Consider the following 23,612-nt stretch of genomic DNA (forward strand, 5'->3'; position numbering starts at 1 on the left):
CTCGGACATATCCAGTCACGAGCCGCAGGACTTGAGGATAGACATGAAGTTTCTTTGTGCAGGCGTTGAGCTGGCCGATGCCAGTAGTCGCGGCTTCGACATCGACGGCCAGAAGCTCTTTGCCGTGCGTCGTGGCGACCAGGTTTACGTCTACATCAATCGCTGCCCGCACCGTGGTGTCGGGCTGGAATGGAAGCCCGACCAGTTTCTCGACCCCAGCAACAGCCTGATCCAGTGCGCGACCCACGGCGCACTGTTTCTGATCGAAGACGGGGAATGCGTTGCCGGCCCTTGCGCTGGACAGTCCCTGACCACGGTCGTCTGCCGCGAAGACGAGCAAGGGATCTGGGTCAGTCTTTAGCCGTTCAGCAACACATCCAGACGCCGATCCACCACCATTTCTTCGTGGGTCAAGTGCACGCCATAGGCCAGCACCTCGACCCCGCACGACACCGCCTCACGCAAGGCGGCGGCGTAGGCCGAATCGATTTCTTCTGCAGGACGCACAGCGTCGATGCCGGTGAGATTGACGCAATACAACTGCACCGCACGAATTCCGTCCCGGGCCAAATGCGCCAATTCGCGCAAATGCTTGGCCCCGCGCTGGGTCACTGCATCGGGAAATGCCGCTACCAATGAGCCATCGAAGCCCAGGGTGACACTTTTGACTTCCACATAAGCCGGCCCGCTCGGGTAATCGAGGCGGAAATCGATGCGGCTGCTTTCCTGACCGTAGGCCACTTCACGTTTCAGCTCGGTAAAGCCGTTCAACTCGGTGATGACACCGGCTCGCAGTGCCTCTTCGATCAAGCCGTTGGCCCGCCCGGTGTTCACGCAAAACAAGCGCCCCTGCGGGGTTTCACCGACTTCCCAAGTACCGGGCAACTTGCGCTTGGGGTCGTTGGAACGGCTGAACCAGACCTGCCCGCCTTCGACTTGGCAATTGAGCATCGAGCCGGTGTTCGGGCAGTGAATGGTCAGCAACTCGCCGCTAACGGTTTCGATATCGGCGAGAAAGCGCTTGTAACGACGAATCAAACGGCCTTCTTCGAGTGGAGGATGAAAACGCATCAGCTTTGCCAGCTCTTCAAGCCGCGCGCAATCCGCTCGACCGCTTCCTGTAGGCGCGGAAGACTTTGGGTGTAGGCAAACCGCACATGGTGACCGGACTGATAACGACCGAAGTCCAGACCCGGAGTAATCGCCACGTGTTCGGTTTCGAGGAAATGACGGCAGAACGCGAAGGCATCGCCGCCGAACTTGCTGATATCGGCATACAAGTAGAACGCGCCTTCAGGCTCAACGGCGATACCAAAGCCCAACTCTCGCAGGGCTGGCAGCAGGAAATCCCGACGACGGCCGAATTCGGCGCGACGCTCTTCCAGAATGCTGATCGTGGCCGGTTCGAAGCAGGCCAGAGCGGCGTGCTGAGCCATGCTCGGGGCGCTGATGTAGAGGTTCTGCGCGAGCTTTTCCAGCTCACCGACCGCCGCTTCAGGCGCCACCAGCCAACCAAGTCGCCATCCCGTCATGCCGAAATACTTGGAAAAACTATTCAGTACAAAGGCACTGTCATCGACTTCCAGCACGCTGGCCGCATCAGTGCCGTAGGTCAGACCGTGATAGATCTCATCCACCACCAGATGACCGTGACGCTCCTTGATCGCGGCCGACAGACCCGCCAGCTCATCGCGGGTCAGGATCGTCCCGGTCGGATTGGCTGGCGAAGCCACGAGGGCACCGACGCTGTCGTGATCCCAATGGCGCGCAATCAGGTCCGGCGTCAGTTGATAGCGCACGTCCGGACCTACAGGAACAAGCTGCGCCGCGCCTTCCACCAGCCGCAAAAAGTGCCGGTTGCACGGGTATCCCGGGTCCGCCAGCAGCCAGTGCTTGCCCGGATCCACCAACAAGGCGCTGGCCAGCAGCAGCGCACCAGAACCGCCAGGCGTGATGAGGATTCGCTGCGGGTCGATGTTCAAACCGTAACGCTGCTGATAAAAGCCGGAAATGGCCTCACGCAACTCGGGAATGCCGCGCGCGGCGGTGTAACGGGTCTTCCCCGCCGTCAATGCGGCCTGGCCGGCCTGAATGATCGGCTCGGCGGTGGTGAAGTCAGGTTCGCCGATTTCCAGGTGGATCACGTCGTGGCCAGCGGCTTGCAGTTCATTGGCCCGCGCCAGCAGCGCCATGACATGGAAAGGTTCGATCGCGCGACTGCGGGCACTGTAGGACTGAGCCATTAGCCTTCCTTCAACGGGGAAAAAAACTGATTCTACCCAAGCGCAGGAACGAGCGAGAACCTAAAGCGGTCAGACCGTTATAACGCTGGTCTCAAACGACTCAAGCGTGTGCCCCAGGTTTGACTAAAATCAATAATTGATCAGGTCTCCAGCGCCACCAGACAAGGCTTTGCAATCATTTGCAAGCACAGCGGGCCACTACCTCGACATCCGGGAGTAGCGCGGCCCGATTTGATCTGGTAAGTTCGCCCGCTTGCAGCCGCAGGGCCGGCAGGTGTCGGTGATGGAGCAATCCTGCGCAATGGATTACAAGAGTAGAGGCGGTCCATTTCATGCCCACCCAAGCAAAGCAGCAAAACCAGTCGATCAGCGGCTTCGAACCCTACAAAGAAGTAAAGGGCGAGGAATACATGGGCAAGCCCATGCGCGCTCACTTCACCAAGATCCTGAATAAGTGGAAACAGGACTTGATGCAGGAAGTCGACCGTACGGTTGATCACATGAAAGACGAAGCGGCCAACTTCCCGGACCCGGCAGACCGTGCCAGCCAGGAAGAAGAATTCAGCCTCGAGCTGCGTGCCCGCGACCGCGAGCGCAAGTTGATCAAAAAGATCGACAAGACGCTGCAACTGATCGAAGACGAAGAATATGGCTGGTGCGAGTCCTGCGGCGTCGAAATTGGCGTCAAGCGACTGGAAGCCCGCCCTACCGCCGATATGTGCGTTGACTGCAAGACCCTGGCGGAAATCAAGGAAAAGCAAGTCGGCAAGTAATCTCGACTTGAACGAAAAACGGAGCGTGCGAACGCTCCGTTTTTGTTTCTGATGTTTGCCTCGGCAACAAACCTGTGGGAGCGAGCCTGCTCGCGAAGGGGGCCATCAGTTTCAACAATAATGTTGCCTGACACACCGCTTTCGCGAGCAGGCTCGCTCCCACAGGGACTTGCGCATGACCAGACAAAGTAAACTTGCCCCATGACCGCCATCGTTTCCCCCACCTACATCGGGCGCTTCGCCCCCACGCCCAGCGGGCATCTGCATTTCGGTTCGCTGGTCGCAGCGCTGGCCTCGTACCTCGACGCGCGCTCGGTGGGTGGCCGCTGGCTGATGCGCATGGAGGATCTCGATCCACCACGGGAGGAGCCCGGCGCCCAAGCGGCCATTCTCAAGGCGCTGGAAAGCTACGGCTTCGAGTGGGATGGCGAAATGGTCCGACAGAGTGACCGGCACGATGCCTACGCCGAAGTCCTCAATCGACTGTTCAATCACGGCCTGGCCTACGCTTGCACCTGCTCACGCAAAACACTTGCGCCCTATCACGGGATTTATCCAGGGCTGTGCCGCAACGCCGGTCATGACACTGAAGATGCTGCGATTCGCCTGCGTGTCCCCGAGCTGGAATATCACTTCATCGACCGGGTGCAAGGCGAATACCGCCAACACCTGGGCCGGGAGGTCGGTGATTTCGTGATTCGTCGCCGCGACGGGCTCTACGCCTATCAACTGGCGGTGGTGCTGGACGACGCCTGGCAAGGCATTACCGATATCGTCCGTGGTGCCGACCTGCTCGACTCCACACCGCGCCAGCTCTACCTGCAAGAACTGCTTGGCCTGCCGCAACCGCGTTATCTGCATATCCCGCTGATCACCCAGCCCGATGGCAACAAGCTCGGGAAGTCCTATCGTTCGCCGCCGTTGACCGAAGATCAGGCAACCCCCTTGTTGCTGCGTGCGTTGCGCGCACTGGGGCACAATCCCGGTGCCGAACTGGCTTACGCCACCCCACGGGAAGTGTTGAACTGGGGCATCGCCCACTGGGATGCAGTGTTGATCCCGCGCACACTCAACCTGCCCGAAGCACAACTACAGTGATCACACTTGCAGTGGCGCGCCCATCCGTTACCATCGCCGCACGTTTTCGGGCACGCGCATAAAAAAGAGAGGCCGGGATGTACATCTATCGCTTGGTCCTGCTCCTGGTAGTGGGGATTTATCTGTTCTCCCCGGCCATCATGGATTGGTGGATCGACGCCACTGGCGCCTGGTATCGCCCTTATCTGCTCTGGCTGATTCTGATCGTCGTGACCTTCATCCTGCAGAGCCAAAAAGATGCCGATGAGCTTTAGCCTGACCCAGATGATCCTGATCAGCGCCGCATACCTGGCGGTGCTGTTCGGCGTAGCCTGGGTCAGCGAACGGGGCATGATCCCCCGGGCGATCATTCGCCACCCGCTGACGTACACCCTGTCGTTGGGCGTTTACGCCAGTGCGTGGGCGTTTTACGGCACGGTGGGCCTGGCCTATCAATACGGCTACGGATTTTTGTCCAGCTATCTAGGCGTCTCCGGCGCGTTTCTGCTGGCACCGGTGCTTTTGTATCCGATCCTGAAAATCACCCGCACGTATCAGCTGTCATCCCTGGCCGATCTGTTCGCCTTCCGCTTCCGCAGTACCTGGGCCGGCGCACTGACCACAATCTTCATGCTGATCGGCGTGCTGCCGTTGCTGGCGTTGCAAATTCAGGCGGTGGCCGACTCCATCGGCATCCTCACCCGCGAGCCGGTGCAACATCGCGTGGCCCTGAGCTTCTGCGCACTGATTACGCTGTTCACGATTTTCTTCGGCTCGCGCCACATTGCCACCCGCGAGAAACACGAAGGCCTGGTGTTCGCGATTGCCTTCGAGTCGGTGATCAAACTGATCGCCATCGGCGGCGTTGGTCTCTATGCGCTGTACGGCGTGTTCGACGGCCCGCAACAGCTGGAACTGTGGCTGCTGCAAAACCAGACCGCGCTCGCCGCTTTGCACACGCCATTGCAGGAAGGCCCGTGGCGTACGCTGCTATTGGTGTTCTTCGCTTCGGCGATCGTGATGCCGCACATGTACCACATGACGTTTACCGAAAACCTCAACCCGCGCTCGCTGGTCAGTGCGAGCTGGGGCTTGCCGCTGTTCCTGCTGTTGATGAGCCTGGCGGTACCGCTGATTCTCTGGGCCGGACTCAAACTCGGCGCCACCACCAACCCGGAATACTTCACGCTGGGCATTGGTATCGCGGCCAACAGCAAGGCTTTGGCGCTATTGGCCTATATCGGTGGATTGTCGGCGGCCAGCGGTTTGATCATCGTCACCACCCTGGCCCTGTCCGGGATGGCGCTGAACCATTTGGTACTGCCGCTCTATCAGCCGCCGGCCGAAGGCAATATCTACCGCTGGCTGAAATGGACCCGCCGGGGGCTGATCGTCGCGATCATCATGGCCGGTTACGGTTTCTACCTGCTGCTGGGCGCGGAACAGGATCTGGCGAATCTGGGCATCGTCGCCTTCGTCGCCACCCTGCAATTCCTGCCAGGTGTGCTGTCGGTACTGTACTGGCCGACCGCCAACCGCCGCGGTTTCATCGCCGGCTTGCTCGCGGGGATTCTGGTGTGGCTGGTGACCATGCTGCTGCCGCTGGTCGGCAATCTGCAGGGTTTCTACATACCGCTGCTGAACATGATCTACGTGCTGGACGACACCAGTTGGCACATGGCGGCGATCGCCTCGCTGGCGGCCAACGTGCTGATGTTCACCCTGATCTCGCTGTTCACCAACGCCAGCCCGGAAGAAGCCAGCGCCGCCGAAGCCTGCGCCGTGGACAACGTGCGTCGCCCGCAACGCCGCGAATTGCACGCCGCATCGCCTCAGGAATTCGCCACGCAGCTGGCAAAACCCTTGGGCGCCAAGGCTGCGCAGAAAGAAGTCGAACAGGCTCTGCGTGACCTCTATCTGCCTTTCGATGAGCGCCGGCCTTACGCCTTGCGCCGCTTGCGCGACCGTATCGAAGCCAACCTCTCCGGCCTGATGGGGCCGAGTGTGGCTCAGGACATGGTCGAGACATTCCTGCCTTATAAGGCCGGCGGCGAAAACTACGTCACCGAAGACATCCACTTCATCGAAAGTCGCCTCGAGGATTACCACTCGCGCCTGACCGGGCTTGCCGCCGAACTCGATGCCCTGCGCCGCTATCACCGCCAGACCTTGCAGGAGTTGCCGATGGGCGTTTGCTCGCTGGCCAAGGATCAGGAAATCCTCATGTGGAACAAGGCCATGGAGGAGCTGACCGGGATTGCCGCGCAGCGTGTGGTCGGTTCGCGGTTGAGTACTATTGCCGATCCCTGGAAAGAGCTGCTGCAAGGCTTCATCAATCTGCCGGACGAGCATTTGCACAAACAGCACCTGGCCCTCGACGGCCAGACCCGCTGGCTGAACCTGCACAAAGCGGCGATCGATGAACCGCTGGCCCCGGGTAACAGCGGCCTGGTTCTACTGGTGGAAGACCTGACCGAAACCCAGATGCTCGAAGACAAACTGGTGCACTCCGAGCGCTTGGCCAGCATCGGCCGACTCGCCGCCGGCGTGGCCCATGAAATCGGCAACCCGATCACCGGCATTGCCTGCCTGGCGCAGAACCTGCGCGAAGAGCGTGAAGAAGACAGCGAACTGAAGGAAATCAGCGGGCAGATCCTGGAGCAGACCAAACGCGTGTCGCGCATCGTTCAGTCGCTGATGAGCTTCGCCCACGCTGGCAGTCATCAGCACAGCGACGAGCCCGTCTGTCTGGCCGAAGTGGCCCAGGATGCCATCGGTTTGCTGGCCCTGAACCGACGCAATTTCGAAGTGCAGTTCTACAACCTGTGCGATCCCGATCACTGGGTCGAAGGCGACCCGCAGCGGCTTGCACAAGTACTGATCAACTTGCTCTCAAACGCCCGCGACGCCTCGCCTCCCGGCAGCGCGGTGCGGGTCAAAAGCGAAGCCGGCGAACACACGGTCGATTTGATCGTGGAGGACGAAGGCAGCGGTATTCCGAAGAACATCATGGATAGATTGTTCGAACCTTTCTTCACCACCAAGGATCCTGGCGAAGGCACCGGTCTGGGCCTTGCACTGGTCTATTCCATCGTTGAAGAGCATTATGGACAAATCACCATCGACAGCCCGGCTGATGTTCAAAGCCAACGCGGCACCCGTATCCGGGTGACCTTGCCGCGTCATGTCGAAGCGACGTCCGCTGTGAACTGAGACCGTCGAGAGTATCGAATCAATGCCGCACATTTTGATCGTCGAAGACGAAACAATTATCCGCTCCGCCTTGCGCCGCCTGCTGGAACGTAACCAGTACCAGGTCAGCGAAGCCGGTTCAGTGCAGGAAGCACAAGAACGCTTCACCATTCCCACGTTCGACCTGATCGTCAGCGACCTGCGTCTGCCTGGCGCGCCTGGCACCGAGTTGATCAAACTCGGCCAGGGCACTCCGGTGCTGATCATGACCAGCTACGCCAGCCTGCGTTCGGCGGTCGACTCAATGAAGATGGGTGCGGTGGATTACATCGCCAAGCCTTTCGATCATGACGAAATGCTTCAGGCCGTCGCGCGAATCCTGCGTGACCGTCAAGCTGTGCAAGCCAGCGGTGAGCCGGTCGCCGGTAAAGCCGGTAATGGCGCCGCGAAACCGGGCGCCAGCAACAACAACGGCGAAATCGGCATCATCGGCTCCTGCCCGCCTATGCAGGATCTGTACAGCAAGATCCGCAAAGTCGCGCCAACCGACTCCAATGTTTTGATTCAGGGCGAATCCGGCACCGGTAAAGAACTGGTGGCGCGCGCCCTGCACAATCTGTCCAAACGCGCCAAGGCGCCGATGATTTCGGTGAACTGCGCGGCCATTCCGGAAAGCCTGATCGAGTCCGAACTGTTCGGCCACGAAAAAGGCGCGTTCACTGGCGCCAGCGCCGGGCGTGCCGGCTTGGTGGAAGCGGCTGACGGCGGCACCTTGTTCCTCGACGAAATCGGCGAACTGCCACTGGAAGCCCAGGCCCGCCTGCTGCGCGTGCTGCAGGAAGGTGAAATTCGTCGTGTGGGTTCGGTGCAGTCACAGAAAGTCGATGTGCGCCTGATCGCCGCGACTCACCGGGACCTCAAGAGCCTGGCGAAGATCGGCCAGTTCCGTGAAGACTTGTATTACCGCCTTCACGTGATCGCCCTGAAACTGCCGGCCCTGCGCGAGCGTGGCGCCGACGTCAACGAAATTGCCAATGCGTTCCTGGCGCGACAGAGCGCGCGGGTCAACCGCACCGACCTGAAGTTCGCCCCGGATGCCGAGCAGGCGATTCGTCATTACTCCTGGCCGGGTAACGTTCGGGAGCTGGAAAACGCCGTAGAACGTGCCGTCATCCTGTGCGAGAGCCCGGAGATTTCCGCCGAGCTGCTGGGGATCGACATCGAACTGAGCGATCTGGACGATGACGATTTCATCGGCCTGCCTCCACAACAGGGTAGCGCCGCCGGTAACAATAGCCATGAGCCGACCGAAGACCTGTCACTGGAAGACTACTTCCAACACTTCGTTCTCGAGCATCAGGACCACATGACCGAAACCGAGTTGGCGCGCAAACTCGGTGTCAGTCGCAAATGCCTGTGGGAACGCCGTCAGCGCCTGGGCATTCCGCGGCGCAAGACCGGGGTGGCCAGCGAGAGCTGAACCTCGCCTGTCTGATGCGCGGGTAACACGTGACCTTGTGAAAAAACTGTTACCTCAGCTTTTTCACGTAACAGAAGCCGGGGCTTACGGTAACGAAGCCCCGGTTTTTTTTGGCCTCTGAAAACCTCATCAGCCGGCCTAACCCCTTGTTTTACTGGGCCTCGCAAAAGTTGGCACGCACCCTGCTATATGTTTGATACAAGAACAATAACAAGCAATGCACAAGACAATAAAAATAAGACGTATCGACTCACGCACAATAAAAACAAGACGGCGAGAGGCGCAGCTAACTGATTCTTTTGGAGAGGCGTTGTATTTGGGGCTTGCCCCACGACCAGGCCGAGAACAACAAAAAACTGTCACAAGACAGAGCCTGAACTGGTTGGATCGCAAGATCACTGCAACACAGCGACCAAAGCAATCCGTTTGCTCTTGGCTCCCGATTGGGAGGGTCATGAAGGAAAAACTTCATGGCGAGGGCATTCAACAAAAACAAGAAGCCCGAATCAAAAATAAAAATAGAGCACGCAACTACTTTCTTGGGGAGCTTCGGCTCCCCTTGTAGTTTCTGCAATTCGGCTTTCACGCTGCCCCTGTAGCAGCTGCCGAGCAGCGCGAGGCTGCGTTCGATTGCGAAGCAGTCGCAATACAGGCACCCGGTTTCTTCTGACACACCGCAATCTCTGGTTTTACGACTACTGCGTAGTCGAACGCAGCCTCGCAGGCTCGGCAGCTGCTACACAAAGCCAATCCGCACCAACAAGCCCCTGCTTCAAGCGCTTGCGCAGCTTCCTACACCATCCCCCGACTAAATGCTAGAATCCCCGCCCATCATGCGGTCATTCTTCGTTTTGGCCGAACATTCCTTCAAACAGTGCATCCCATGCTGAAGAAGCTGTTCCAGTCATTCCGTTCTCCCAAGCGTCATACGCAACACATTCGCAGTACGCCTGAAGTGCTCAACAGCGGCCAACATTCGCTGCAAAAGGCCCAATTCAGTCGCTACGCGGTGAACATCGTCGAACGCCTGCAGAACGCCGGTTACCAGGCATACCTGGTCGGCGGCTGCGTGCGTGACATGCTGCTCGGCATCACGCCAAAAGACTTCGACGTCGCCACCAGTGCAACGCCTGAACAGGTTCGGGCCGAATTCCGCAACGCGCGGATCATCGGTCGTCGCTTCAAGCTGGTGCACATCCACTTTGGCCGCGAAATCATTGAAGTCGCGACCTTCCGCGCCAATCACCCGCAAAACGATGAAGAGGAAGACAGCAACCAGTCCTCGCGAAACGAGAGCGGGCGCATCCTGCGCGATAACGTCTATGGCACGCTGGAAGAAGACGCGCAACGCCGCGACTTCACCATCAACGCCTTGTATTACGATCCGGTCAGCGAGCGCATCCTTGATTACGCCAACGGCGTACACGACATCCGCAATCACCTGATCCGCCTGATCGGCGATCCGAAGCAACGCTACCAGGAAGATCCGGTACGGATGCTGCGAGCCGTGCGTTTCGCCGCAAAGCTGAATTTCGGCATCGAAAAACACAGCGCCGCGCCAATCCGCGAGCTGGCGCCGATGCTGCGCGAGATTCCATCGGCCCGCCTGTTCGAAGAAGTGCTCAAGCTGTTCCTCTCAGGCCATGCCGCGGACACCTTTGAGATGCTGGTCGACCTGCAGCTGTTCGATCCGCTGTTCCCGGCCAGTGCAGAGGCCCTGGAATACAACCCGACGTACGCTCACACGCTGATCAGCGAAGCGTTGATCAACACCGATCTGCGGATCAAACAGAACAAACCGGTGACCCCGGCGTTCCTGTTTGCGGCGCTGCTTTGGCCTGCCCTGCCGGCCCGCGTATTGCGCCTGCAAGAACGTGGCATGCCGCCGATTCCGGCGATGCAGGAAGCGGCTCATGAACTGATCGCCGAACAGTGCCAGCGCATCGCGATTCCGAAACGCTTCACCATGCCGATCCGCGAGATCTGGGACATGCAGGAGCGTCTGCCACGCCGCAGCGGCAAGCGCGCCGACCTGTTGCTGGACAACCCACGGTTCCGTGCCGGTTACGACTTCCTGCTGCTGCGCGAAAGCGCCGGCGAGCAGACCGATGGCCTGGGCGAATGGTGGACGGATTATCAGGACGCCAACGACAGCGAACGTCGCGACATGATCCGCGACCTCAGCGGCAAGGATGACGGCACCGGCGCTCCACGCAAACGTCGCCGCAGCGGTGGCGCCAAGCGCAAACGCACCGCCGGCGCACCGAGCGCCACGGGCGAGTAATCCATGGAACGCATCTACATCGGCATGGGCAGCAATCTGGCTGACCCCGCCGAACAATTGCGCAGCGCCGTCGAGGCGCTGGCGCAGTTGCCGCAGACCGAACTGATCGGGGTTTCCGCGTTTTATCAGAGCGACTCGCTGCTGCCCGGCCAACCGCGTTACACCAACGCCGTTGCCGCCCTCGACAGCACACTCCCGCCGCTGGAGCTGCTTGATGCGCTGCAAGCCATCGAAAACGAACAGGGCCGCGAGCGTATTGAACGCTGGGGACCACGCACACTTGATCTCGACATCGTGCTGTTCGGTAATCGACTGATCGACGAACCTCGCCTCAAGGTGCCTCACTACCATATGCAAGAACGAGCTTTCGTTCTCTATCCTCTGGCCGAACTGGCGCCTGCGGATTTGCGTCTGGCTGATGGTCGCTGCCTCAGCGAATTGCTCGCAGCCTGCCCGTTCGTCGGGTTGGAGCGCCTCTCCCACAATTGACAGTTGCTCCCACATTGGTTTTGTGTCGAACACAAGATCTACAGTTGCTGAATCGCATCAGTTACCCCGGTAACACCCCACGCGTAACAATGCGGTAACACACGCAATTGACTTCCCGAGTTCTCCTCACGACTATAGGCGTCCCGCTGCCGCCAACACGGCGCTGAAGGGCGCAATCCAGGCCTTAAAAGCACGACAACAGACCGTGCGCCTGTATTTAACGAAGAATCACGCGCGTTACTCGCAGTAGTTTCCACAGCGCCTGAATGAGGAACTTTTCATGCCAGCCATCACCCTGACCACTCTGCAAGGTCTCAAGCAAAAAGGTGAAAAAATCACCATGCTGACCTGCTATGACGCGACCTTCGCCCACGCCTGCAATGAAGCGGGCGTCGAAGTGTTGCTGGTGGGCGACTCCCTTGGCATGGTGTTGCAAGGTCACGACAGCACCCTGCCGGTCACCACCGCTGAAATGGCTTACCACGTGGCGTCCGTCAAACGCGGTAACACCGATGCGTTGATCCTCGCCGACCTGCCCTTCATGGCCTACGCCACCACCGAACAAGCCATGAGCAACAGTGCCCTGTTGATGCAAGCGGGTGCGCACATGGTCAAGGTTGAAGGTGCGCTGTGGCTGGGGGACTCGATCCGTCTGCTGGCCGAACGCGGTATCCCGGTATGCGCGCACATGGGGCTGACACCGCAATCGGTGAATATCCTCGGCGGTTACAAAGTCCAGGGTCGCAACGAAAACCAGGCGCGGCAGATGCGTGCCGATGCGATCGCCCTGGAACAAGCTGGCGCGTCGATGTTGCTGCTCGAATGCGTACCGAGTGAGCTCGCCGAAGAAATCACCCAAGCGGTGAAAATTCCGGTGATCGGCATTGGCGCCGGCAGTGCCACCGACGGCCAGGTGCTGGTTCTGCACGACATGCTCGGCCTGTCGATCACTGGCCGTGTGCCGAAGTTCGTGAAGAACTTCATGGCCGGGCAACAAAACATTCAAGCGGCGCTTGGTGCGTACGTCACTGAAGTCAAAGCGGCGACTTTCCCTGGTATCGAACACGGATTCTCTGCATGAACACCGTAAAAACCGTACGCGAATTGCGGGCCGCCGTGGCCCGTGCCCGTGGCGAAGGCAAGCGAATCGGCTTCGTGCCGACCATGGGCAACCTGCACAGTGGTCATGTTGCACTGGTGACCAAAGCCACCCAACGGGTGGATTTCGTGGTCGCGAGCATTTTCGTCAACCCGCTGCAGTTCGGCGCCGGCGAAGACCTCGACAAGTACCCGCGCACCCTCGCGGCCGATCAGGAGAAACTGCTCCAGGCCGGTTGCCACTTGCTGTTCGCGCCAACCGTTGAAGAAATGTATCCCGACGGCATGGTCGGCCAGACCCGCGTCAGCGTTCCGCAACTCTCCGAAGGCCTCTGCGGCGCCAGCCGTCCCGGGCATTTCGAAGGTGTGGCGACGGTAGTCACCAAGCTGTTCAACATGGTCCAGCCGGACCTGGCGATCTTCGGCCAGAAAGACTTCCAGCAACTGGCAGTGATCCGCGCCCTGGTGCATGACCTGAACATGCCGATCCAGATCATCGGCGAACCGACCGTACGTGCAGCCGATGGCCTGGCGCTGTCGTCGCGCAATGGTTTCCTCAGCGAAGAACAGCGGGCCGTTGCGCCGGTTGTGTATCGCGGTTTGAACCAGATTGCCGACGCGATCAAACAGGGTGAACGGGATTTCCCGGCGTTGATCGGTGCGCAGATCAAGCAGCTTGAAGCGGCGGGCTTGCGTCCTGACTATCTGGAGATTCGTCATGCGCTGACCTTGCGCCCGGCAACTGCGCAAGATCAGGATCTGGTGATTCTGGTGGCAGCGTTCCTGGGCACTACGCGGTTGATCGATAACCTGCATCTGAACCTCGACGCTACTGCCTGAACACCACAATCCCCCTGTAAGAGCCGAGCTTGCTCGCGAAAGCGGTGTGTCATTCAGCATTGATGTCGACTGATCCACCGCTTTCGCGAGCAAGCTCCGCTCCTACAGGGTCCTGCGCTGCCTCGCCCCCTTGTTGCCGCCCTTTAAGCCTTTGGGCACAATGCCCGCCGTTCGATTCCGACCTGGGGAAACACTCATGCACGCCATCATGCTCAAGGCCAAGCTGCATCGCGCCGAAGTCACCCACGCTGTACTCGATTACGAAGGTTCTTGCGCCATCGACGGCGAATGGCTGGACCTGTCCGGCATCCGTGAGTACGAACAGATCCAGATCTACAACGTCGACAATGGTGAACGCTTCACCACCTACGCGATTCGTGGCGAAGAAGGCTCGCGCATGATCTCGGTCAACGGTGCCGCCGCACACAAGGCCAAGGTCGGTGATCGCGTGATCATCTGCGCATACGCCCACTACAGCGAAGCCGAGTTGCTCAACTTCAAGCCACGCATGCTCTACATGGCGCCGGGTAATGAACTGAGCCATACCAGCAATGCCATTCCGGTTCAGGTCGCCTGATCCCGTCTTAGCCCCTCCCCCTTCCGTTTGTCGGACCGTTCCCTGCTTGATGTATAAAAAAGTACCGGGAACGGGTCAGACAAAGTCAAGACAGATCGCAGCGCGAGGTTTACTGTATTCGCCCTGTGTCATGAAATCGTGTCGACGCAGTTGACCGGACGCCCACCCACAGCGCTCCGGTATTTTTAGTGTTCAAAAGGCCGTTCAAGTAAAAAGGAAACCCGCAGCGATGGCGTATTACCGCACCCCTCAAGACGTTACCGCTCTGCCCGCCTGGCAAGCGTTGAATGACCACCGCCAAGCCATGCAAGATTTCAGCATGCGCGAAGCCTTTAATGCCGATCCGCAGCGCTTTACCCAATTCACCCTCAGCAGCTGCGGCCTGTTTCTCGACTACTCGAAGAACCTGATCAACGCTCAGACCCGCGATCTGCTGGTGGGCCTGGCCAACGAAGTCGACCTTCAGGGCGCGATCAAAGCGCTGTTCGAAGGCGAAATCGTCAACTCCTCCGAAGGTCGTCCGGCCTTGCACACCGCCCTGCGCCGTCCGGTCGGCGACAAGCTGTCGGTCAACGGCGTCAACGTGATGCCGGAAGTGCACAAGGTCCTGAACCAGATCACCGACCTCGTGGGCCGTATCCACGACGGTTTGTGGCGCGGCTACTCCGAGAAGCCGATCACTGACGTGGTGAACATCGGCATCGGTGGCTCGTTCCTCGGCCCGGAGCTGGTCTCCGAAGCGCTGCTGTCCTACGCCCAGAAAGGCGTGCGCTGCCATTACCTGGCGAACATCGACGGCAGTGAATTCCACGAACTGACCATGAAGCTGCGTGCCGAAACCACGCTGTTCATCGTTTCGTCGAAATCCTTCAACACCCTCGAAACCCTGAAAAATGCTCAGGCCGCACGTGCCTGGTACCTGGCTCAGGGTGGTTCGGAAGCCGAGCTGTATCGTCACTTCATCGCCGTCTCCAGCAACAATGCAGCGGCTGTGGCCTTCGGGATCCGCGAAGAAAACATCTTCCCGATGTGGGACTGGGTCGGCGGTCGTTACTCGCTGTGGTCGGCCATCGGTTTGCCGATTGCCCTGGCCATCGGCATGTCGAACTTCAAGGAACTGCTGTCCGGTGCCTACACCATGGACCAGCATTTCCAGAGCGCACCGTTCGACCAGAACATGCCGGTGCTGCTGGCGTTGCTCGGCGTCTGGTACGGCAACTTCTGGGGTGCACAGAGCCACGCGATCCTGCCGTACGACCACTACCTGCGTAACATCACCAAGCATTTGCAACAGCTGGACATGGAATCCAACGGCAAGAGCGTGCGTCAGGACGGCACTCCAGTGTCCACCGACACGGGCCCGGTGATCTGGGGTGGCGTGGGCTGCAACGGTCAGCATGCGTATCACCAGTTGCTGCACCAGGGCACCCAACTGATCCCGGCAGACTTCATCGTGCCAATCGTCAGCTTCAACCCGGTGTCCGACCACCACCAGTGGCTGTACGCCAACTGCCTGTCGCAAAGCCAGGCGCTGATGCTGGGCAAGACCCTTGCCGAGGCCGAAGCCGAGTTGCGCGACAAAGGCATGAGCGAAGAAGAGGTGCAAAAACTCGCGCCTCACAAGGTGATCCCGGGCAACCGTCCGAGCAATACGTTGGTGGTCGAACGCATCAGCCCGCGTCGCCTCGGCGCATTGGTGGCGATGTACGAACACAAAGTCTTCGTGCAAAGCGTGATCTGGGGCATCAACGCCTTCGACCAATGGGGCGTGGAGCTGGGTAAAGAACTGGGCAAAGGCGTCTACAACCGCCTGGTCGGCAGCGAAGAAACCCCGGCTGACGATGCCTCGACCCAAGGCCTGATCAACTACTTCCGCGGTCGTCACCGCGGCTAACGCCATCCCTGTAGGAGCGAACGGTGCGGCGATCCGACTTGCTCGCGAAGAACGATAACTCGGTGTACCTGATACACCGAGCCGCCTTCTTCGCGAGCAAGCTTCGCTCCTACAGGGTTGTGTTTGTTTTCGGGTATTGAACCCGCCTCCCACTCGGCGCATCTTTATTACTTGTCGCAAAACAAGAATAAGGAACCGTCATGTTCGATATCAGCACGTTCCCCCAAGCCGATGCCGTCCGCCGGGCTGCACAATTAAGTCAAGACGACTACAAGCGCCTGTACCGCCAATCCATCGAGCACCCCAGCACCTTCTGGGCCGAACAGGCCACACGCTTTCTCGACTGGAGTAAGCCGTGGGATACCGTCCAGCGCTATAACCTGAAAACCGGTGAGGCGAGCTGGTTCGCCGGCGGAAAGTTAAATGTCAGTTACAACTGCATTGACCGTCACCTGGAAAAGCGCGGCGATCAAATCGCGATCATCTGGGAAGGCGACGACCCTGCCGGATCCGCGCAGATCAGCTACAAAAAACTTCATCACAACGTCTGTCGCCTGGCCAACGTGCTCAAAAGCCGTGGCGTGAAGAAAGGTGACCGCGTGTGTATCTACATGCCGATGATTCCCGAAGCCGCTTACGCCATGCTCGCCTGCACGCGCATTGGTGCAGTGCATTCGGTGGTGTTCGGTGGTTTCTCTCCGGACTCTGTGCGTGACCGCATTCTCGATGCCGACTGCCGCACCGTGATCACCGCCGATGAAGGCGTGCGCGGCGGTAAAGTCGTGCCGCTCAAGCAGAAGGTCGACAAGGCGCTGCAAAGCTGCCCGAACGTCAGCACCGTCATCGTGGTCGAGCGCACTCAGGGCGAAGTGGAATGGGTCGAAGGCCGGGACATCTGGTATCACCAGGCGCTGCGAGACGTCAGCGACGATTGTCCACCTGAGCCGATGGACGCCGAAGACCCGCTGTTTATCCTCTACACCTCCGGCAGCACCGGCAAGCCCAAAGGCGTGCTGCACACCACCGGCGGCTACCTGCTGCAAGCGGCGATGACCTTCAAGTACGTGCTCGACTACCGCGACGACGAAGTCTTCTGGTGCACCGCCGATGTCGGCTGGGTCACCGGCCACAGCTACATCGTTTACGGTCCGCTGGCCAACGGCGCGACCACGCTGATCTTCGAAGGCGTGCCGAGCTACCCGAGCAGCTCGCGCTTCTGGCAGGTGATCGACAAGCACCATGTGAACATTTTCTATACCGCCCCGACCGCCCTGCGTTCCCTGATGCGTGAAGGCCCCGAACCGTTGAAGGAAACTTCCCGCGCGAGCCTCAGATTACTCGGCAGTGTCGGTGAGCCCATCAACCCGGAAGCGTGGGAGTGGTACTTCAATGCTGTCGGCGAACAGCGTTGTCCGATCGTCGATACCTGGTGGCAGACCGAAACCGGCGGCATCATGCTCAGCCCTTTGGTCAGCGCTCAACGGATCAAACCCGGCTGCGCCACGCAACCGATGTTCGGCGTGCAACCGGTGTTGCTCGATGAAGCGGGCAAGGAAATCAAAGGCGCCGGCAGCGGCGTGCTGGCGATCAAATCCAGCTGGCCGGCGCAGATCCGCAGCGTCTATGGCGACCCGCAACGAATGGTCGACACCTACTTCAAGCCCTACCCCGGTTACTACTTCACCGGCGACGGTGCCCGGCGCGATGAGGATGGTGATTACTGGATCACCGGGCGCATCGACGACGTGATCAACGTCTCCGGACACCGCATCGGCACCGCGGAAGTGGAAAGCGCGCTCGTGCTGCACGACAGCATCGCCGAAGCGGCGGTGGTCGGTTACCCGCACGACGTCAAGGGTCAGGGCATCTACGCCTTCGTCACCCCCATGAACGGCACCGAGCCCAGTGACGAACTGAAGAAAGCACTGCTCGCTCACGTCAGCGAGGAAATCGGCAGCTTCGCCAAACCGGACCTGATCCAGTGGGCGCCGGCCTTGCCGAAAACCCGTTCGGGCAAGATCATGCGGCGCATTTTGCGCAAGATCGCCTGCAACGAACTGGACAGCCTGGGCGACACCTCGACCCTGGCTGACCCGAGCGTGGTCCAGGAGTTGGTCGATAAACGCCTGAATCAGTAAGTTCATGCTTTAAACTTCCCGGCGCGGCCCATCACGGCCGCGCCTTTTTGTCGCCACTGAGTCGCCATGGAATTCATTCGAACCCGCATCGAAACCCAGATCATGAGCCTGACCGGTCTGTCTCTGGGCAAGCTCGACCTGGAAAACCCCAAGGGCGATCCCGGCCTGTTCGGCCCCGATTCGGTGAGTTGGCAAGTGCATGGCGACTTCAGCAGCATGCTGATCGGCGGCATCAGCGCCCTGATGCTGCAAGCTCTGCATCCACTGGCCCTGGCCGGGGTCTGGGACCATTCGAATTTTCGCGAGGACATGATCGGCCGACTGCGTCGCACCGGGCAGTTCATTGCCGGCACCACCTTCGGTTCGCGAAAGGACGCCGACTGGCTGATCGAGACAGTCCGCACCATCCACCTGCAAGTGACCGGCACGGCACCAGATGGCCGGCCTTACGCCGCCAGCGATCCCGATCTGTTGACCTGGGTGCACGTGGCCGAGGTCAGCAACTTCCTCGCGGCCCATTTGCGTTACCGCAATCCGAACCTGTCCCTGGCCGACCAGGACCGTTACTACGCGGAAATCGCGTTGGTCGCCGAGCGGCTCGGCGCCTGTAACGTGCCGCGTTCGCGGCAGGAAATTGCTGATTACCTTGAACGAGTTCGCCCACAACTGTTGTGCGACGAGCGCAGTCGCGAAGTGTTACGGCTGTTGTTGAACGCCCCGTCCCCCAGCCGTTTGGCCAGACCTTTCGGCGGTTTGATGATGAAGGCCGGGGTCGACCTGCTGCCGGACTGGGCCAGTGACATGCTTGGTGTCAGCCAGAGCCCGCTGCAACGCAAGCTGATCCGCGCCAGCGTCAATCGCAGCGTGCCGATGATGCGCTGGGCGGTGCGTAACGGCTCGGTGCACCGGGCCAAACGACGAATGGGTTTGCTGACCTGAAAACCGCTTAAAAGCTTCGCGAGCAGGCTCGCTCCCACAGGGGATTTTCGGTGCACATTTTGAGTTCGACACAAATCTAGTGTGGGAGCGAGCCTGCTCGCGATGGCAGCACCGCGGTCCCGTGCCAAGCTGTTAAACTCCCGCGCCAAATTCCCTCCTGCAAGGCGCCCAGCATGTCTTCCTTGAATCAGGCGCTGCGCGCCGCCCTCGATCGTCGTCAGGACCTGCTGGCCGAACTGCATCAGCAAGGCACCGATTGCTATCGCCTGTTCCATGGCAGCCAGGAAGGCGCCGGCGGCCTGACGATCGACCGCTACGGCCCGCAATTGCTGGTGCAAAGCTTTCACCAGTCGCTGGAACGCGATGCGCTGCTGCAACTGCACGACACCATCAATCAGCACCTGGGCCTCGAAACGCTGCTGGTCTACAACGATCGCTCCCGTGGTAATTCGCGTATCGACCGTGAAGACACCGTCTACCGCGCCGACGAGGCCGCCCTGCAAGACTTGATCGGTCACGAATGGGGCTTGAATTACCGGGTTCGCGGCCGCCACGCCGGCCAGGATCCGCTGCTGTTCCTCGACCTGCGCAACACGCGCGGCTGGGTCAAGCAGCACAGCAAAAACAAAAGCGTGCTGAACCTGTTCGCCTACACCTGTGGCGTCGGCCTGAGTGCTGCGGCCGGTGGCGCGAGCGAAGTCTGCAACCTCGACTTCGCTGAGGGCAACCTGGCTGTCGGCCGTGAGAACGGCCTGCTCAATCCGCAGTTGCCGACCATGGACTTCATCCAGTCCGACTATTTCCCGGCGATCCGCCAGTTGGCCGGCCTGCCGATCAGCCAGCGCCGCGGGCAGAAACTGCCGAGCTATCAACGTCTGGAACAGCGTCAGTACGACCTGGTGCTGTTGGATCCGCCAGCCTGGGCCAAGAGTGCTTTCGGCACCGTCGACCTGCTGCGCGACTATCAAAGCCTGCTGAAGCCGGCACTGCTGACCACCGCCGACAATGGCGTGCTGATCTGCTGCAACAACCTGGCAAAAGTCAGCATGGACGACTGGCGCGAGCAAGTTTTGCGTTGTGCAGAGAAAGCCGGCCGGCCGGTGCGCGAGTGGACAGTGATGAAACCGGGCGGCGATTTTCCGTCAATGGATGAGCAGCCGCCGCTGAAAACCCTGATTCTGCAGCTCTGAGATTCGTCCGGAAAATCAGATAAATCCTATAAAGCATGATCACTTCGGAACCGGAAACGCGTGCCATACTCCAACGCACTCCGATTCAGACAGATGAAGCCACACATGCCCAAAGGATTGATTCGCGCTATTGGCGCTCTGTTGACCGCTCTAGCCCTCTACAGCCTGCTGGGGTTTCTGATTTTGCCGGGCATCGCGTTACGAGTGGCCAACCAACAATTGGCCAACTACGCGACGACGCCCGCGACGATTTCGCGGATCGAACTCAACCCATTCAGCCTTGAAGTGACCCTGTGGGGCCTGATCATCGGCGAGCCGGGCAAGGAGCAGGTCGGCTTCGAGCGACTGTATGCCAACTTGCAGATCGACAGCCTCTGGACCAAGGCGCTGCACCTGTCCGATATCGAAATAGACAAACCCAAGACCGAAATTCTCTTCGGCAAGGACGGCAAGCTCAATCTGCTTGGCCTGTTCAAAATCCCCGCCAGTGAACCGACGCCAGCCGACCCGAACGCCAAACCGTTCCCGTTGCGCATCGAGCGGATCAAACTGGCCGGCGGTGTCGTGCACTTCCAGGATCAACGCCCCAGCGAACCCATCGAATTCCTCTACGACAAACTCGACTTCGAACTGAAAAACCTCAGTACCCTGCCTGAAGACAGTGCCGACATGACCTTGGTGGCCATCGGCCCGGCAGGTGGACAGATCGACTGGACCGGCAATTTCAGCCTGATCCCGATCGCCTCCGAAGGTAAGCTGAAGATCACCAACGGCAAGATGAAATCCTTTTGGCCCTACGTGCGTGACTCGGTGCCACTGGTACTCGAAGACGGCATCATGAGCCTCAGCACTGACTACAAACTGAACCTGTCCAAGGAAACTGAACTGCTGTTGAGCAACGTCGCCGTCAGCATCGCGCCGTTCGCGATCAAGGCACCAGACGGTCGACCGCTGGCGAAACTCGAGCGTCTGGACATTAGCGAAACCACCGTCGACCTGGCCAAGCAGCAAGTGGTCGTCGGCAAGATCCGCAGCCAGAAACTGGAAACCTGGGCCGCTCTCGAAGCCGACGGGCAACTCGATTGGCAGAAACTGTTCGCCAGCCAACCGTCCAAAGCAGCCGTCAAAGCCAAGGCCGAACCGGCCAGTACCCCGGCAGCCGCCGATTCACCGAAACCCGACCCGGCACCACCGAGCAAGCCATGGCAGGTGCTGCTCAAAGACGTGCAACTGCGCAATTACCAGGTGCATCTGGCTGACCGCAAGGCGCAACCCGCCGTCGCGTTGGACGTCGGCCCGCTGAACCTGGACCTGCAGAATTTCGACAGCCTCAATGGCTCGCCTTTTAACCTCAAGCTCGATACGGGCGTGGGCAAGCAAGGCAAGATCACGGCAGACGGTATCGTCAATCTCGCCCCGGTCAGCGCCAGGTTAAAAGTACAAACCAAGGACATCGACCTGCGCGTTGCCCAGTCCTATATCAACCCGTTCATTCGCCTGGAACTGCGCAGCGGCATGCTCGGCAGTGATCTGGCGGTCGATCTGAAAAACACCGAGCCGCTGGCATTCAGCGTCACCGGCCGTGCTCAGGTCGATCAACTGCATACCCTCGACACCCTCAAAACCCGCGACTTCCTCAAGTGGCAGCAGTTGGTGCTCGAAGGCCTGAATTATCAACACGGCGACAGCCTGTCGATCGACAAGGTCAACCTGTTCCAGCCTTATGCGCGCTTCATGATCAACGATGACCGCACCACCAACATCGATGACTTGCTGATCCCGCAACCGGCCGACTCAGGCGCCAAAACAGCTGCAGCCAAACCTGTCAGCAAGGAAAAACCGCTGGGCATTCACATTGGCGGCATTGCCATCAATGACGGCTCGGCCAACTTCGCCGACTTCAGCCTGACCCCGAATTTCGCCACGGCCGTTCAACAGCTCAATGGACAAATTGGCACCATCGACAGCCGTCAGGCGAAACCGGCCAGCGTCGATATCAAAGGCAAGGTCGACCGCTATGCACCCGTCACCATCAAGGGCTCGGTCAACCCGTTCGATCCGATGGCCAGCCTCGACATCGCCACCAGTTTCAAACGTGTTGAACTGACCACGCTCACGCCCTACTCCGGCAAGTTCGCCGGTTACCGCATCCGCAAGGGCCGGCTCAACCTCGACCTGCATTACCTGATCACCAAGGGCCAGCTCAAGGCCGAAAACAAAGTGGTGGTCGAGCAGCTGCAACTGGGTGAGAAAGTCGACAGTCCGGACGCCGTGGGCCTGCCGCTGAAACTGGCCATTGCGTTGCTCAAGGACGTCGACGGCAAGATTTCCATTGAACTGCCGGTGACCGGCGACCTGAACAACCCGCAGTTCAGCATCATGCCGATTGTCTGGCAGACCTTGCGCAACCTGATCGTCAAAGCCGCCGCGGCGCCATTCAAAATGATTGGCGGACTGGTCAGTGGTGGTGGTTCGGAAGATTTGGGCATTGTGTCGTTTGCCCCGGGTTCAAGCGACCTGAGCAAGGAGGCCGAGGGCTCGCTGGTCAAACTGTCCCAGGCCCTCAAGGAACGTCCGGCCCTGCGCCTGGAAATCGAAGGCACGGCAGCTGCAAGCAGCGATGGCCCGCTGATCGCCGAGCAACGTCTGGAGCGGGAATACCAGTACAACTACTACAAAATGCTCCAGCGTCGCGGTGACAAGGTGCCGGCTCAGGCTTCATTGCTGGAAGTACCGGATAACGAGAAAGGTCCGCTGCTGGAAGGGATCTATCGCACGCGCCTGAAGACTCAGCCACCCGCCGAGTGGAAGGATCTTGGCAAGGAAGAACGCACGGTAAAAATGCACGAAGGCGTGATCAAGTTCTGGAGTTCCAGCGACGTGCTGTTGCGTCAGTTGGGTCAGGAACGCGCCAGCAACATCAAGGACTATCTGGTCGACAAGGGTCAGTTGGCCGATGACCGCGTGTACTTCATCGACGCTAACCTCGGCGAAGCGCAAAGTGACGGTCGGGTGGTTACGCCGCTGCATCTGGACGCCGAGTGATGGGCGCGAAATGGCTGGTGAGCCTGACTCTGGCGATAGCCGCCAGTCAGGCCTCGGCAGCCGATACCCTGCGCTGCGGCAGTCAACTGGTCAGTGTCGGGGACAGGTCCAGCGAAGTACTGCAGAAATGCGGTGAACCGGTCAGCCGTGATCTGTTGGGCTACAAGCGCAGCGCCAACCGACGGGAAGAGTTTCAGGTCGAGGAATGGACCTACGGGCCCAACGGCGGGATGTATCAGTACCTGCGTTTTGAAGGTAATCGTTTGAAGCAGATCACCAGCAAGCGCGGTAACTGAAGATCAAATAGAACAGGCCCCGACACGAATGCCGGGGCCTGTAATGGCCACATCCTT

19 protein-coding genes are annotated in these 23,612 nt (G+C 59.7%); 17 read left to right on the forward strand and 2 right to left on the reverse strand.

Translation table 11 applies throughout. The annotated features are described in order from the left end of the window. The first annotated feature begins 43 nt into the window (after positions 1-43). Positions 44-361 (forward strand): Rieske (2Fe-2S) protein, encoded by a 318-nt coding sequence (locus tag QFX16_RS24630; protein ID WP_283181689.1) that lies wholly within the window; start codon positions 44-46, stop codon positions 359-361. Here QFX16_RS24630 and sfsA read toward each other — a convergent pair. Together sfsA and QFX16_RS24640 are read right to left on the reverse strand one after the other, a co-directional pair. Then, entirely contained in the window at positions 358-1,071 is a 714-nt protein-coding gene (gene sfsA / locus QFX16_RS24635; protein ID WP_283181690.1) for a DNA/RNA nuclease SfsA, read from the reverse strand. The genes QFX16_RS24630 and sfsA overlap by 4 nt on opposite strands. Further along, the gene (locus QFX16_RS24640) at positions 1,071-2,243 is read right to left on the reverse strand and encodes a pyridoxal phosphate-dependent aminotransferase (protein ID WP_283181691.1); all 1,173 of its coding nucleotides are present in this window, start codon (positions 2,241-2,243) and stop codon (positions 1,071-1,073) included. The genes sfsA and QFX16_RS24640 overlap by 1 nt, the downstream gene beginning before the upstream one ends. Positions 2,244-2,575: 332 nt before the next feature. Here QFX16_RS24640 and dksA point away from each other — a divergent pair, with 332 nt between their 5' ends. From dksA to QFX16_RS24720, 16 genes are all read left to right on the forward strand, one after another. Beyond that, positions 2,576-3,016, forward strand: coding sequence for an RNA polymerase-binding protein DksA (gene dksA, locus QFX16_RS24645; protein ID WP_007902025.1), 441 nt, complete (start codon positions 2,576-2,578; stop codon positions 3,014-3,016). Positions 3,017-3,217: 201 nt separating this feature from the next. Then, on the forward strand, positions 3,218-4,114 hold the full coding sequence (gene gluQRS, locus QFX16_RS24650) for a tRNA glutamyl-Q(34) synthetase GluQRS (RefSeq protein WP_283181692.1): 897 nt from the start codon (positions 3,218-3,220) through the stop codon (positions 4,112-4,114). A 77-nt stretch (positions 4,115-4,191) separates the two neighbouring features. Then, a complete protein-coding gene (locus tag QFX16_RS24655; RefSeq protein WP_003176118.1) occupies positions 4,192-4,368 on the forward strand; it encodes a hypothetical protein in 177 nt (58 codons plus the stop codon). Next, on the forward strand, positions 4,352-7,306 hold the full coding sequence (locus tag QFX16_RS24660) for a sensor histidine kinase (RefSeq protein WP_283181693.1): 2,955 nt from the start codon (positions 4,352-4,354) through the stop codon (positions 7,304-7,306). The genes QFX16_RS24655 and QFX16_RS24660 overlap by 17 nt, the downstream gene beginning before the upstream one ends. Positions 7,307-7,328: 22 nt before the next feature. Beyond that, positions 7,329-8,765: a sigma-54-dependent transcriptional regulator gene (locus QFX16_RS24665; protein ID WP_283181694.1), complete on the forward strand. Its 1,437-nt coding sequence runs from the start codon at positions 7,329-7,331 to the stop codon at positions 8,763-8,765. An 883-nt stretch (positions 8,766-9,648) separates the two neighbouring features. Beyond that, positions 9,649-11,049 (forward strand): polynucleotide adenylyltransferase PcnB, encoded by a 1,401-nt coding sequence (locus QFX16_RS24670; RefSeq protein WP_283181695.1) that lies wholly within the window; start codon positions 9,649-9,651, stop codon positions 11,047-11,049. A gap of 3 nt (positions 11,050-11,052) precedes the next feature. Next, positions 11,053-11,538, forward strand: coding sequence for a 2-amino-4-hydroxy-6-hydroxymethyldihydropteridine diphosphokinase (gene folK, locus QFX16_RS24675; protein WP_283181696.1), 486 nt, complete (start codon positions 11,053-11,055; stop codon positions 11,536-11,538). A 280-nt stretch (positions 11,539-11,818) separates the two neighbouring features. Beyond that, the gene (gene panB, locus QFX16_RS24680) at positions 11,819-12,619 is read left to right on the forward strand and encodes a 3-methyl-2-oxobutanoate hydroxymethyltransferase (RefSeq protein WP_283181697.1); all 801 of its coding nucleotides are present in this window, start codon (positions 11,819-11,821) and stop codon (positions 12,617-12,619) included. Next, positions 12,616-13,476, forward strand: a complete 861-nt coding sequence (gene panC, locus QFX16_RS24685) for a pantoate--beta-alanine ligase (protein ID WP_283181698.1) — start codon at positions 12,616-12,618, stop codon at positions 13,474-13,476. The genes panB and panC overlap by 4 nt, the downstream gene beginning before the upstream one ends. 196 nt (positions 13,477-13,672) lie before the next feature. Further along, positions 13,673-14,053, forward strand: a complete 381-nt coding sequence (gene panD / locus QFX16_RS24690; RefSeq protein ID WP_003228271.1) for an aspartate 1-decarboxylase — start codon at positions 13,673-13,675, stop codon at positions 14,051-14,053. Positions 14,054-14,282: 229 nt separating this feature from the next. After that, the gene (pgi, locus tag QFX16_RS24695; RefSeq protein WP_283181699.1) at positions 14,283-15,947 is read left to right on the forward strand and encodes a glucose-6-phosphate isomerase; all 1,665 of its coding nucleotides are present in this window, start codon (positions 14,283-14,285) and stop codon (positions 15,945-15,947) included. Between the two features lie 200 nt (positions 15,948-16,147). Beyond that, positions 16,148-18,085, forward strand: coding sequence for an acetate--CoA ligase (acs, locus tag QFX16_RS24700; protein WP_283181700.1), 1,938 nt, complete (start codon positions 16,148-16,150; stop codon positions 18,083-18,085). A gap of 66 nt (positions 18,086-18,151) precedes the next feature. Next, a complete protein-coding gene (locus tag QFX16_RS24705; RefSeq protein WP_283181701.1) occupies positions 18,152-19,024 on the forward strand; it encodes an oxygenase MpaB family protein in 873 nt (290 codons plus the stop codon). Positions 19,025-19,197: 173 nt separating this feature from the next. Next, positions 19,198-20,214, forward strand: a complete 1,017-nt coding sequence (locus QFX16_RS24710; RefSeq protein WP_008153314.1) for a class I SAM-dependent rRNA methyltransferase — start codon at positions 19,198-19,200, stop codon at positions 20,212-20,214. 93 nt (positions 20,215-20,307) lie between these two features. Further along, positions 20,308-23,259: a DUF748 domain-containing protein gene (locus QFX16_RS24715; protein WP_283181702.1), complete on the forward strand. Its 2,952-nt coding sequence runs from the start codon at positions 20,308-20,310 to the stop codon at positions 23,257-23,259. Continuing rightward, positions 23,259-23,555: a DUF2845 domain-containing protein gene (locus tag QFX16_RS24720; RefSeq protein ID WP_283181703.1), complete on the forward strand. Its 297-nt coding sequence runs from the start codon at positions 23,259-23,261 to the stop codon at positions 23,553-23,555. Before QFX16_RS24715 ends, QFX16_RS24720 begins: the two co-directional genes overlap by 1 nt. Positions 23,556-23,612: the final 57 nt, after the last annotated feature.

The sequence above is a fragment of the Pseudomonas svalbardensis genome (assembly GCF_030053115.1).
GTDB classification, from domain to species: Bacteria; Pseudomonadota; Gammaproteobacteria; order Pseudomonadales; family Pseudomonadaceae; genus Aquipseudomonas; species Aquipseudomonas svalbardensis.